The organism is Paenibacillus sp. cl123 (assembly GCF_900101595.1).
GTDB lineage: Bacteria > Bacillota > Bacilli > Paenibacillales > NBRC-103111 > Paenibacillus_G.
Map to the genome: position 1 here is coordinate 267,919 of NZ_FMYY01000002.1, position 13,751 is coordinate 281,669.

General features: G+C 59.9%; 8 protein-coding genes. All 8 read left to right on the top strand.

Features of this window, described 5'->3' with window-relative positions:
* The first annotated feature begins 74 nt into the window (after window positions 1–74).
* A complete protein-coding gene (locus tag BLR08_RS05285; RefSeq protein WP_072327544.1) occupies window positions 75–1,517 on the top strand; it encodes a putative amidoligase domain-containing protein in 1,443 nt (480 codons plus the stop codon).
* Between the two features lie 191 nt (window positions 1,518–1,708).
* Window positions 1,709–4,564: a DNA mismatch repair protein MutS gene (mutS, locus tag BLR08_RS05290; RefSeq protein ID WP_072327543.1), complete on the top strand. Its 2,856-nt coding sequence runs from the start codon at window positions 1,709–1,711 to the stop codon at window positions 4,562–4,564.
* A gap of 67 nt (window positions 4,565–4,631) precedes the next feature.
* On the top strand, window positions 4,632–6,086 hold the full coding sequence (locus BLR08_RS05295; protein WP_072327542.1) for a S41 family peptidase: 1,455 nt from the start codon (window positions 4,632–4,634) through the stop codon (window positions 6,084–6,086).
* A gap of 285 nt (window positions 6,087–6,371) precedes the next feature.
* Window positions 6,372–8,483, top strand: a complete 2,112-nt coding sequence (gene mutL / locus BLR08_RS05300) for a DNA mismatch repair endonuclease MutL (RefSeq protein WP_072327541.1) — start codon at window positions 6,372–6,374, stop codon at window positions 8,481–8,483.
* Window positions 8,484–8,485: 2 nt separating this feature from the next.
* On the top strand, window positions 8,486–9,274 hold the full coding sequence (locus BLR08_RS05305; protein ID WP_072327540.1) for a class I SAM-dependent methyltransferase: 789 nt from the start codon (window positions 8,486–8,488) through the stop codon (window positions 9,272–9,274).
* The gene (miaA, locus tag BLR08_RS05310) at window positions 9,265–10,233 is read left to right on the top strand and encodes a tRNA (adenosine(37)-N6)-dimethylallyltransferase MiaA (protein WP_072327539.1); all 969 of its coding nucleotides are present in this window, start codon (window positions 9,265–9,267) and stop codon (window positions 10,231–10,233) included. The genes BLR08_RS05305 and miaA overlap by 10 nt, the downstream gene beginning before the upstream one ends.
* Window positions 10,234–10,255: 22 nt before the next feature.
* Window positions 10,256–10,498 (top strand): RNA chaperone Hfq, encoded by a 243-nt coding sequence (hfq, locus tag BLR08_RS05315; RefSeq protein ID WP_072327538.1) that lies wholly within the window; start codon window positions 10,256–10,258, stop codon window positions 10,496–10,498.
* Between the two features lie 163 nt (window positions 10,499–10,661).
* The gene (locus BLR08_RS05320) at window positions 10,662–13,571 is read left to right on the top strand and encodes a transglycosylase domain-containing protein (protein WP_072327537.1); all 2,910 of its coding nucleotides are present in this window, start codon (window positions 10,662–10,664) and stop codon (window positions 13,569–13,571) included.
* Window positions 13,572–13,751 lie beyond the last annotated feature (180 nt).

The window sequence follows — 13,751 nt, forward strand, 5'->3', positions numbered from 1 at the left end:
CGGCCTGCAAATATGGAATGGCCGCAGACGGCAACTAGGGCCGCCGGACAGACGGCGGCAGAGGAGTGAGCGGTATGCGCGCTTTTTTGCTACATTCGGGTGAACCCGGGCTTGACGCGCTGCTTGCCGGGCTGACGGCTCCGCACGGCGCCAAGCTTCCCCAGAGCCGACAGGAGGAGGTGCGGTTGATTCATTGGGGAGCGTATCATCCCGACAAAGGAGAACCGGCTGTCCTGCAGCCGGTCAAAAGCATCCTGGCCGCTCTGCAGCCGCATCGCTCCGCCGAGCTGCTCCGGCTGCACGGACTTGAGACGGGGGCTGAAGAAGGCAGCGACGCCGCCAAGACGGAGAGATGGTCGCATGAGTACATCGTGCCCGTCTTTCATCTGCAGGCGCTTACGGTGCTGCATCGTTCGGGCGGCGGTGTATTTTATGGAAAGCTGGGTACGGCGGGCAAGCGGGCAGGCGAGTCTGCGGGCGGGGATTTCAACGAGGTCGGGCTCGAGCAGCCAGGTTATTATGCCTCGCGTGCGATGCGCATAGCGGTGCGGAGCATCTACGCGCTTGGACTGGATTACGGGGTGGTGCGGGTCGGAGTGAAAGCGGACGCCTCGCTCGTCGTGCAGGGGGTGGAGCCGATACCAGTCCTGAGCCCGCGGCTGGCCGAGCTGTTCGCTCAGGCTATTAACCGCTTCGATCAGCGTCTGGCCAAGGAATCGGAGCGCGGCGGCGTGCGTGAGGTTATGCTGGGGGCCGATCCTGAGTTTCTGCTGGTGACGGATCGGGGCAAGGTGAGATTCGCTTCGCAATTCGTCGGCAAGGAGGGACCGTTCGGCTGCGACGCGATCGTGCTTCCCAGCCGCCGCAAGGTGTTCCCGCTGGCAGAACTGCGTCCGGCGCCGAGCACCGATGTGCGCAAGCTGATCGTGCATCTGCACCGCACGATGCAGCTCGCAGCTAAGCGCATCACCGACACGGAGCTCGCCTGGGTGGCGGGCGGCATGCCTGTGCGCGGTTTCCCGCTGGGGGGACATATTCACTTCAGCGGCGTTGAGCTGGATGCGCAGCTGCTGCGCGTGCTGGATAATTATGTCGCGCTGCCTCTGACGCTGCTGGAGGATGCGACGACGGCTGCCCGCAAGCCGCAGTACGGCTTTCTCGGCGATTTCAGACGGCAGCGGCATGGCGGCTTCGAATACCGGGTGCTGCCCAGCTGGATGGTGTCGCCGTCGGTGGCCAAGGGCGTGCTGGCGCTTGCCAAGCTGGCGGCGGAAAACTATCCGCTGCTGAACCGGAGACCGCTCGCGGACTACGAGATCGTCAAGGCGTATTACCGCAGCGACAAGCCGCACATCCGTTCCTTTGTGCCGTCGCTTTGGCATGATCTGGAGAAGCTGTCCGGCTACGCCGCGCTGGAGCCGTATCTGCTTCCCTTGCGACGGATGATGCTGCAGATGCGCTCTTGGAACGAAAAGGAAGATATCCGGCCGAAGTGGAAAATAGCGCCGTTCGTCTAAAACGGGTGTTCTCTACTATTTCATGATATACTAGTAGATAACTTGCGGGGGCGTTTGGCGCGGCGCGCAGGCGGCATACGCGGCCCGGCTTGCCGGGAAGCGGATGCCGCTTTCGCATCCGCCGGCAGCCTGCTTTGCTCGGCTGCGGCGGACCGGTCCGCCCCTGCGGCAATGTTGGTGGAGGATGGAGAATGGCCAAATACACGCCTATGATGGAGCAGTACCTTGCCATTAAAGAAGAGGCCAAGGACGCTTTTTTATTCTTCCGGCTGGGAGATTTTTATGAATTGTTTTTCGAAGATGCCGTGCTGGCGGCCCGCGAGCTGGAGATTACGCTGACGGGACGAGGCGGAGGAGCGGAGGAACGCATACCGATGTGCGGCGTTCCCTATCATTCGGCCGACAATTATATCGCGAGACTCGTAGAGAAAGGGTATAAGGTTGCCATCTGCGAGCAGGTGGAGAACCCCGCCGAGGCCAAGGGCGTCGTTCGCCGGGAGATTGTCCGGATCGTCACGCCCGGCACGGTGATGGACGCAAGATCGCTGAGCGAAACGGCCAACAACTACATCGCTTCCGTTTTGGGCGATGAGCAGGGCTATAGTCTGGCTGCCTGCGATCTGTCGACGGGCGAGCTGTACGTGACACGGATGACGGACTCCGTCCAGCGGCTGCTGGATGAGCTGAATATATACGCGCCCTCCGAGGTGCTCGGCGACTGCGCGCTGCTGGAGGAGATCCGCAGCGGCTCGGCCGCGTTCCTGCGGACATCGGTGCTGACGGAGAGAACGCCGGGAGCGGCGGCCGGAGCCAATCTGCAGCCGATAACGGCATATTTCTCGGACAAGCAGCTGGCTGCCTTGCCCCGAGGGGGCCGAGCCGTGCTGGAGCTGCTGATGGATTATTTGCAGGAGACGCAGAAGCGCTCGCTCGGCCACATCAAGCATATCCGTGTCTATGAACCTGACCAGTACATGATGATGGACCCCTTCACGCGGCGCAACCTGGAGCTGGTGGAGACGGTAAGGGACCGCTCCAAGAAGGGCTCCTTGCTATGGCTGCTGGACAAGACGGTGACGGCGATGGGCGGCAGGCTGCTGCGCAAATGGATCGAGCAGCCGCTCATGCACGCTTCCCAGATCGAGGAGCGGCTGGAGGCCGTAGATCGTCTGTACAATCAGTTAATGCTGCGCGACGAGTTGAAGCAGTCGTTGAAGGAAGTGTACGATCTGGAGCGGCTGACCGCCCGGATCGCCTATGGCAGCGCCAATGCGCGCGACTTGGTCGCGCTCGGCTGCTCGCTCGCACAGGTTCCGACGCTGCGCGGGTTATGCGCAGACAGCGGTTCGGCTACTTTGGCCGCCCTGGCAGAGCGGATCGACCCTTGCGGGGATCTGCAAGAGCTGATCGCATCCACGATCGTGGACGAGCCTCCGGTGTCCGTTCGCGACGGCGGCATGATCCGTCCGGGCGTCAGCGAGCGGCTGGACCAGCTTCGCGAGGCGAATACGAACGGGAAGCAGTGGCTGGCCGAGCTGGAGCGTCAAGAGCGTGAGCGCACCGGCATCAAGTCCCTGAAAATCGGCTACAACAAAGTGTTTGGCTACTATATCGAAGTTACCAAGTCGAATCTGTCCGCCCTGGAAGAAGGGCGTTATGAGCGCAAGCAGACGCTGGCCAATGCGGAGCGCTTTGTCACGCCGGAGCTGAAGGTGAAGGAGGCCCTGATCCTGGAGGCTCAGGAGGGGATGGTCGACCTGGAGTATGAATTGTTCTCGCAGCTGCGCGAGAAGCTGCTGGCTCATCTCTCCCGCCTGCAGCAGCTGGCCGGGCTGATCGCCGCGATCGACGTTTACCAGTCGCTGGCGCATGTCAGCGCCGCTCAGCGGTACACCCGTCCGCAGGTCGGCGAATTTTACGGGCTGGAGATCGAGGAGGGACGGCATCCGGTAGTGGAGGCCGTGCTTGAGGACGGCTCCTTCATCGCGAATGATACGTCGCTGACGCGGGAAGGCGGCTCCATGCTGCTGATCACAGGCCCGAACATGGCCGGCAAAAGCACGTACATGCGTCAGGTTGCGATGATCAGCGTGATGGCGCAGATCGGCTGTTTTGTCCCTGCCAAACGCGCCGTCGTCCCGATCGTCGACCGCATCTTCACCCGGATCGGAGCGGCGGACGATCTGATCGGCGGCCAGAGCACGTTTATGGTGGAGATGATGGATATCCAGGTCATGACGGAGAAGGCGACAGCCAGAAGTCTGGTCATCATCGATGAGCTCGGCCGGGGCACGTCAACCGGTGAGGGGATGGCTATCGCTCAAGCCGTCATCGAATTTCTGCATGACCGCATCGGCTGCAAGACGCTGGTGTCCACGCATTTCCATGAGCTGGCGCATCTGGAGGAAAGCCTGCGCGATCTGCGCAACGGCCGCATGGCTGTGAAGGAGAGCGGTCAGGACGTTACCTTCCTCCGCAAGCTGGTCCCGGGTGCGGCCGATACGAGCTATGGCATCTACTGCGCTCAGATCGCCGGACTGCCCGGCTCGATCATCGAGCGCTCTTACGAGCTGCTGCACGCCTTCGAGGCGCGGGCCGAGCTGGGACAGAGCGAACTCCAGGCAGCTGCAGCCGCAGAGCCCCGGGGAGGAGGCCGTGCCGCAGCGCTTGCAGCCGAAGGCGAAACGCCGGCAGCGGAGCCGCGAACGGAGCTCGGCGCCGAAGCAACAGCGGTGGGCGGCGAGCCGGGAGCGGCGGAAGTTCGCGAGACTGCGGCTCGCGGCTACAGTCCGGCAGCTGCAGGCAGCGGCGCCGAAGCGGGAGACAGCACGCCGGCTGCAGCCAGTCCGGAGGATGGCCCAGCCGGCCGTGCGGTGCAGCTTAGTCTGTTTCCGGCCGAGGCCGCTGCGCCGGAGAAGCCGTCCAAGAAGGACGCCAGGGCTGACAAGGTGCTGGAGCAGCTGCGGGCGGCCGATCTGATGAATATGACGCCGATGACGGCGATGAATCTGATTTATGAGCTGAAAAAGCAGCTGGCCGGCTCCTAGCGTTTCACTCATTAGAATTTACACAGTACACATAGAGAACCTATACAGAGAAGAGGAATCCGATCCAATGAAGTCGATACGCAAAGGAAAAATGTGGCGTCGGACGGCCGCGGCCGCGTTGACGCTGACGCTGATTCTGCCTGCGGCGCTGCCTGCCGCTGCGGCTGCCTTGACGGTGGGAGGCAATCCCGCCGAACGGGCCAAGGAAGTGCTGGAGAAGCTGGAGAGTCAACATGTCAGCGCGCCTGACGCGAAGAAGCTGTCCGATGTGGCGATTCAGGCGATGATTGAATCGCTGGGCGATCCGTATACGCAGTATTTCACGCCCGAGGAGCTGACCGAGTTCGAAAATGCAGTGGCGAACCGTTATGTCGGGATCGGTGTGCGGGTAAGCCAGCAGCCGGACGGCGTCTATATTGCCGAAGTGTTCGACGGTCCTGCGCGTGAGGCGGGGATCCGGGTCGGCGACGTCATCGTCAAGGTCGGGGAGCAAAGCGTTGTCGGAGCCCCGCTCGGGGAGGCGACCTCCCTGATCATGGGAGAGCCTGGCACGGAAGTGAAGCTGCGGCTTGTCCGGGACGGCGCCGAGCTGGAGAAGACGGTGAAGAGGCAGCAGATTCAGGTGCCTGTCGTGACCGGCAAGCGATTCGAGGGAGGAGTCGCTTACGTGCGGGTGACCAGCTTCTCCAGCGACGCGGACGAGCAGGTTGCGGCCTTGCTTGAATATTTCAAATCGCAAGGGGAAATCAAAGGTCTGATCGTCGATCTGCGCGACAATCCGGGAGGACTGCTGGACACCGCCAAGGAGATGGCCCGGCTGTTCGTGAAGGAGGGCACGCTGATCCATACGAAAAACCGCAACGGACTCGATGAGCCGGTAACCTTCTCGGGAGGAGAAGTCCAGCCGTTCCCGGTCTACATGATGGTTAACGGAAGCAGCGCGAGCGCCTCCGAAGTATTGACCGGGGCGCTCCAGGACTACAAAGCGGCCATAGCCATCGGTACGAAGACGTACGGCAAGGGCAGCGTGCAGAACGTGATCCCGCTTGACCAGGGCGGAGCGCTGAAGGTTACCGTGGAGGAATACTTGACGCCTCATCAGCGTCCGGTGAATCGCGTCGGCCTGGAGCCGGATATCGCCGTGGAAGGCGGCCAGGTGCCGGAGCTGCTGACGGCGCTGCGGACTGCAGGCGTCGGCTCGTTCTCGCTGGAACTGCGCCGCATTAACCTCACGGTGAACGGCCATGCGGTCGAGGATTCGTTCCGCGTGCTGCGCGAGGGAGGACAAACCTATGTGCCGGCCCGCGTGCTGGCCGCTGTGTTGGGCGCGAAGGTAGCGTGGGATGCCGTAACCTCATCCGCGAAGCTTCAGTCGCAGGACGGCTCGATCGTCTACGCCCCGTCCGGAACGGGAAGCAAGCTCCAGGATGGAGTCACTTATGTCAGCTTGTCTCAGGCTGCCGAATTTTTCCGGTCGTTGACATGGAGCGATGACGGTCAGGTGCTGAAGCTTGGCGGTTAAGAGGCGAAGCGCGGGGACATGCCGATGGCGGGGCTGTCCATGCCTGCCGCGGCAAGTTTGACGCATGCGGCGGGCAGGACAGGAAAACGATGATAGATGCGGCAAACAAAAGCAAGGCAAGATGTTCAAGGCGAAATAGGCAAGATCAGGACGCAGCTGACAGGCTTGTCTGTTAGGAGCAGGCAAGCCGGACAAGAAACAAGGCCGGGTTCAGAGCTGGCGCGATAAGCAGCCGGCGGGTGTGAATCCGGCGGAAACAGGCAATACATGGTAAGGAGCGCGCTTATGGGGAAAATCAAGCTGTTGGACGATCATATAGCGAACCAGATTGCTGCGGGCGAGGTTGTCGAGCGCCCCTCCTCCGTCGTGAAGGAGCTGGTCGAGAACGCGGTGGATGCCGGCAGCACCCGGGTGGATGTCGCCATTGAGGACGGAGGGCTGGCGCTCATCCGCGTGACGGACAATGGCTCCGGCATGGAGCCCGAGGATGGCGAGGTGGCCTTTCTCCGCCATGCGACCAGCAAAATAGCGACCTCGCATGATCTGTTTGCGATTCGGACGCTGGGCTTCCGCGGCGAGGCGCTGCCCAGCATTGCGGCGGTGTCCAAGGTCGAGCTGGTCACCTGCTCCGATACGAGCGGACTCGGCAGACGCATCGTGATCGAAGGCGGCGCGCTTGTCGACAAGTCGGACAAGGCGTCTTCCCGGGGGACGGATATTGCGGTAAGAGAGTTGTTCTACAATACGCCGGCGCGGTTAAAGTACATGAAGACGGTCCAGACGGAGCTAGGCCATATTACGGATTATATGTACCGGCTTGCGCTGGCTCATCCCGGCATTGCTTTTACGCTGAAACATAATGGCGGCACGCTGCTTCAGACGCTTGGCAACGGCGATCTGTTGAACACGGTGGCGGCTATTTACGGCACGGCCGTTGCGCGTTCCATGCTTAAGCTGGAGGGCGAGGCGCTGGATTACAAGCTGACGGGCTACATGTCGAAGCCTGAGCTGACGCGAGCCAACCGCGGAGGAATAACAACGGTTATTAACGGGCGTTACATACGGAATTATACGCTGGCGCTGGCGCTGCTGCAGGGCTACCATACCCTGCTTCCGATCAACCGTTATCCGATAGCCGTGCTGCACCTGCAGATGGACCCCGGATTGATCGATGTGAACGTTCATCCGGCCAAGCTGGAGGCCCGCTTCAGCAAGGAGCAGGAGCTGATGCAGTTCGTCGAACGGGAAGCGCGCTCGGTGCTGTCACGCCAGCGGCTTATCCCGGAGGCGAGTCAAACAGCCGCCCGCAAGCCGCGGGAGGCGGTCGTACAGGAGCAGCTGGAGCTGTACCGGACGGAGCCGTCCCGGCAGCCGGATGGGACTCAGGAAGGCTACACCGGGTCCGGTGGTGCGGCCGGTCAGCCAGCCGGGCCAGCCGGCACAAGCGTTACAGCTCTGGAGGGTGCGCCCTGGCCGACGTCTCCGCAAGAAACCGGGGGAAATGCGGACAGAGAAAAGCCGGGCATATCTGCCGGTGCTGCTGAGGCGCCTGTACGAACCGGCGGCGATAACCCGATGCCTGATCGTTCCTCCAGGGAGCCGGCGCAGAGGCCGGACAGCCAAGTACGTTCTTCTGGTTCCGGTTCTTTCAGCAACAGAAGCTCATGGGAGCAGCAGCGTACGGCGGCAGTGGGCGCGTCTTCTGCCGAGGCGCCCGGAAGCCGGGCATCAAACCGCGAGACCGCTGCCGCTTCCGAAGCGCTGTCGCGCTCGCTGGCCCAGCAGGCGGCGACCGCCCCCCCGCCGCTGCCCGCTTTCCCGAAGCTTCACCCGATCGGGCAGCTGCATGGGACTTACATCGTGGCTCAAAATGAAGAAGGTTTGTTCCTGATCGATCAGCATGCGGCTCATGAACGGATCAATTACGAGCATTATTATGAAATGTTCGGGAAACCGGCGGCCGCCAGCCAGGAGCTGCTCGTTCCTATTACGCTGGAATTTACTTCCGCCGAGGCCGTTCGGCTGCAGGATAAGCTGTCTCAGCTGGAGCAGGCCGGCGTGTTCCTGGAGCCGTTCGGCGGCTCCTCCTTCCTGGTTAGAGCTTATCCGCATTGGCTCCCGCAAGGGGAGGAGCAGGCGCTGATCGAAGAGATGATCGAGTGGCTGCTGTCGGAGCGCAGGCAGGTCGATATCGGCAAATTCCGCGAAAAGGCGGCTATCATGTGCTCCTGTAAAGCGTCGATCAAGGCCAATCAGAATATGGGCATGCTGGAGATGGAAGTGCTGCTGGATCGTCTGGGAGCCTGCCGCAACCCGTACACCTGTCCCCATGGACGGCCGATCGTGGTCAGCTTCTCGACGTATGAGCTGGAGAAAATGTTCAAGAGGGTGATGTAGCGGTGTTAGTTACAACTTCCTATGAGCCTAGCGCCGAACAGCTGGAGCAGGCGCATTCGCTCGCCGGGAAGCTGGGTGGCCGCCTAGTGCCGAGACGGCAGATGACGCTGGCGCATCTGCGCCAGCGCTTCGGCCGGGAAGATGGCGAAGAAGGTATTCTCGTCATTACCAAGGAGCGCCTGGAATACCATCATGGCGGCCGCCAGCCGCTGTTTTTTCATCCGAGCACGGCGAGCATCCGGATTAAGCGGCTTAATCTGGGAGAGCGCGATCCGCTCCTGGAGCTGTGCGGCATAAAGCCGGGAGACCGCGTGCTGGATTGCACGGCCGGGCTCGGGTCGGATGCCATTGTTTTCTCTCACGCGGTGGGTCCCCTGGGCGCCGTGACGGCGCTTGAGAGCGCCTTGATCCCCGGCTTTCTGCTCTCGCGGGGTGTCAGCTCCTACCAGTCGGATGTGCCGGGATTAAATGAAGCAATGCGCCGAATCGACGTGCGGACGCTCGATCATCTGGAGTTCTTGCGCTCGCAGCCGGATAACAGCTATGATATCGTGTTTTTCGATCCGATGTTCCGCAAGCCGATCACCGAATCGGCGTCTATCCGGGCTATCCGCGGCCTGGCGGATGAGCGCGCCCTCAGTCCGGAGTCGGTCGCCGAGGCGCGGCGGGTTGCCCGGCGGGCCGTAGTGCTTAAGGAGCATCGGGACAGTCAAGAGTTCGAACGGCTGGGTTTTTTGGTGGAGAGACGGCCTTCGACAAAAATTGCATATGGAGTGATTCGATGTTCGTAGAAGGCGAGCCGCCTCATAAGCCCAGGCTGCTGGTGCTGGTCGGTCCCACGGCGGTAGGGAAAACCAAGCTCAGCCTGACGCTGGCGCAGCTCTATGGAGCCGAGATCATCTCGGGCGATTCCATGCAGGTCTACCGGGGCATGGATATCGGCACGGCCAAAGCTTCCCAGGAGGAGCTAGCGCTGGTCAAGCACCATCTGATCGATATTCATGATCCGAACGAACCATTCTCGGCAGCTGAATTTCAGGAGAGAAGCGTTCCGCTGATTCGCGAGATCGACGGTCGGGGACGGCTTCCGTTCATCGTCGGAGGGACGGGGTTATATATCGAGTCCGTCTGCTACGACTTCCAATTCAGCGAGACGGGCTCGGACGAGCCCTTCCGGGAAGAGATGCAGCGGTTTGCAGATCTTGAGGGGGCCGGGGCGCTGCACCAAAAGCTGGCGGAGGTCGATCCCCCATCCGCCGCAAGGCTCCATCCGAACGACGTGCGGCGGGTGATCCGGGCTTTGGAGATCTATCGATTGACGGGAGAGAGAATGTCCGAGCAATTGGAGCGCCAAAAACGGACTACGCCTTATCAATTGTGCATCGTCGGGTTGACAATGGATAGAGCAATACTATATAAACGTATTGAAGAACGTATTGATTTGATGCTGGAGCAGGGTCTGGTCGATGAGGTGAGCAGGCTGCTGGCGCAAGGCGTATCAAGCTCTGCGCTGTCCATGCAGGGACTCGGCTACAAGGAAATTGTCGCTTACCTGGAAGGACGCTTAACGCTTGCGGAGTCGGTAGATCTTCTGAAAAAAAATACGCGCCACTTTGCCAAACGGCAGTTATCCTGGTTCCGTCATATGAAGGATATCGAATGGGTGAACGTGAGTGAAATGGCAGATTTTTCTACCCAGCTGCAAGCCGTTCGTGGTATAATTGCTACTAAACTAAATCTGGACCGTTAACTATTACCGAGGGGGCCCATTGATGAACAAGTCGATCAACATTCAGGACACATTTTTGAACCAATTGCGCAAGGAGAGCATTCCGGTCACCGTTTATTTGACGAACGGATTCCAGATCCGCGGAGTGATTCGGGCCTTCGATAATTTTACGATTATTATCGACAGCGAAGGCCGCCAGCAAATGGTTTACAAGCATGCGATATCGACATTCACCCCGCAGCGGGCCGTTTCGTTGATGCAGCAGCAGGATACGGCGGGGGAGTAGCTGTCGCCCGTCTGCGCTTGCGAGCAACATTTTGCCAGCAGGACACGTCTATTGCATAGAACCCGCGAAGAGCAACCCGTTCCCCGGGTTGTTCTTCTTTGTTTAAGTCGGGGACGCCTCAGGGTAATAGGCAGTCAAACAGACATAGAAAGGGAGTCGGGGCATGACGGGAGAGAGCAAGAAGACACCGGGCCAAGCGCCGAAGAAAAAAGCAGCGTCCGGCAGTACGAAGAGCGGCGGAGGCAAGAAGCCCAGGAAGAAAAAGTCCAACGCAGGGAAAATTTTTCTCGCACTTTTCATCACGGGCAGTCTGGCGGCTTTATGTGCGATGGGCGTCTATATTTTCGTCATCATTAACGGCGAGGACATTTATAAAGCTAACATCAATAAATTGGAATTTAATGAAGCTTCCCATATTTACGATCTGGGCGGAAATGAAATTGGCACATTGAAGGTTGAGAACCGCGAAAGCGTGGACGAGAAAGAAATTCCGAAGCTCGTCAAGGATGCTTTTATCGCGACGGAAGACAAACGGTTCAACGAGCATACGGGGATCGATCTGCTCGGGATCGGCCGGGCGCTCGTCAAGGATGTCGTGGCCCGGAGCATGGTGGAGGGCGGAAGCACCATCACGCAGCAGCTCGCCAAAAATGTGTTTCTCAGCTCGGATAAAACGTTTTTCCGCAAGGCGACGGAGATGTCGATCGCGATGGCGCTTGAGCGCAATATGTCTAAGGAACAGATTCTGGCATACTACCTGAACCGGATTTACTTCGGCAACCGCGCTTACGGGATCAAGGCCGCTTCCAAAGCTTACTTTGGAGTAAGCGATCTGAGCAAGCTGGAGCTGTGGCAGGTCGCTACGCTCGCTGCGATGCCGAAGGCGCCGAACACCTATAATCCGATCAATAATCCGGAAAAATCCAAGGACCGCCGGGCGGTCGTGCTGAGGCTGATGACCGATCAGGGCTATATTACGGAGCAGCAGCGGGCTGAAGCGGCGGAGAAGGAGTATGAACCGCTGCAGACCGGCTCCAAGGAGCAATACCAGACCTATATTGACTACGTGCTGCGCGAGGCTCAAGAGATGCACGGCTTCGACGAGGATCAGCTGCTGCGTGGCGGATACGATATTTATACGAATCTCGATCCGAATGCGCAGAGCATCATGGAGCAAACGTATGCTAATTCCAAGTTTTTCCAAAAGGATGGACCTGCTCAGAAAATGCAAAGCAGTATGGTGATACTGAACAATACCGACGGCGGCATCGTAGCGATGATCGGCGGACGGGATTATCAGATCCGCGGTCTGAATCGGGCGGTGATGCAGCCAAGACAGCCGGGCTCTTCCTTTAAACCGCTCATCTCCTATGCGCCTGCTCTCGAGCTGGGGAAATATACGCCATATTCGATGTTGAAGGATGAGCAAAGGTCGTTCAACGGCTATTCGCCCCGCAACTGGGACGGGGTTTACCGCGGGCAGGTGACGATGATCGATGCGATCAAGCGCTCCGCGAACATTCCGGCTGTCGAGGTGCTGAGCGAGATCGGCGTGTCGAAGGCGAAATCCTATGTAAGCAAGCTGGGCATTACGTTTGATGCAAAGGATAACAACCTGGCGATTGCGCTCGGAGGGCTGACGAACGGCGTGACGACGCTGCAGATGGCTCAGGCCTACTCGGCTTTTCCAAATAACGGAGGCATGGTCAAGGCCCATGCGATTAAGAAGATCACCGATGAAAGCGGCGTAGTGATTGAAGTGAAGCCGGAGAAAACATCGGTCTGGAGCGCGAAAACGGCCTGGAATATGACCCAGATGCTGCAAACCGTCGTTGAGCCGGGCGGAACGGGAACTGCTGCCAAATTCGAGCGGCCGGTCGCAGGCAAGACAGGTTCAACTCAGCTCGAAATCAAAGGCTTGGAGAAGTACAACCGCGATCTCTGGTTTGTCGGCTACACGCCGGAGTGGACGGCGGCGGTCTGGATGGGCTTCGACAAAACCGATTCGAAGCATTACGTGTCGATGAGCAGCGGCGCGCCGGCGGCTATTTTCAAGGAAGTGATGCAGAAGTCGCTGGCCAAAAAGCCGATGACCAAGTTCACGAAGCCGGACGGCGTTCAGGACCTGAAGGAGCCGCCGAAAACAGTCGGCGATCTGAAAGGGGAATATGCGGCCGCCGAACGTAAGGTGAAGCTAAGCTGGTCTGGAGTAGGAGAGGGCACGACCTATCAGGTATTCCGCAAGGACAGCAAGACGGAGGACTTTCCGAAGGAGCCGCTCACGTCGACGACGCTTACGGAGGTCAACGATATCAGCGCGATTCAGCCGGACACGTATCAATATATGGTTGTGCCGGTGAATCCGGAAAATAATGTCGCCGGCAGTCCATCCAATATCGTCAGTGTGATCGTTGGCGATCCGGCGAACCCGGAAGAGGGCACAACGAATCCGAATCAGCCGGGCGATGGAACGACGGGCCCTGGCGGACCGAATACGGGAAATGGCAACGGGAATGGGAATGGTAATGGAACCGGCACCGGAGCTGGCAACGGTCAAGGAACGGGCAGCGGTACTGGCACCGGAACGGGTACAGGTACTGGAACGGGTACAGGGACCGGCACCGGATCGGGAACAGGCACTGGAACAGGGACCGGCACCGGAACGGGAACAGGCACTGGAACAGGGACCGGCACCGGAACGGGAACAGGCACTGGAACAGGGACCGGCACCGGCACCGGAACGGGTACAGGTACTGGAACAGGGACTGGGACCGGGTCGGGTACTGGTACTGGAACAGGTACGGGGACCGGAAGCGGGTCGGGTACAGGGGCCGGAACAGGTACGGGGACCGGCACCGGGTCTGGAGCAGGAACAGGTACGGGGACCGGAAGCGGGTCGGGTACAGGGACTGGAACAGGTACGGGGACCGGTACCGGAACCGGCACACGTTCAGGGTCCGGCGCAGGCGCGGGAACTGGTACAGGAACAAACGCCGGGTCTGGCACAGGTACGGGAACAAATACCGGCAGCGGAACCGGAGCGGGCACCGGCGCTGTCAACGGAGGCAATTGAGCGGATGCGGCATAAACGGCGGGACTGATGCAATCGAAAGGGGGAAAGCCGGCAGCATTGCAGGCTTCCCCTGCCTCCTGACGTTCTGTGCCGCCTGAAAATCCGCTGATTTTATTCTGATCGGCATCTGTAGTATAATCTTGCCAAAGCAATCAACTTAGTTCAGATGGAGATGAAATC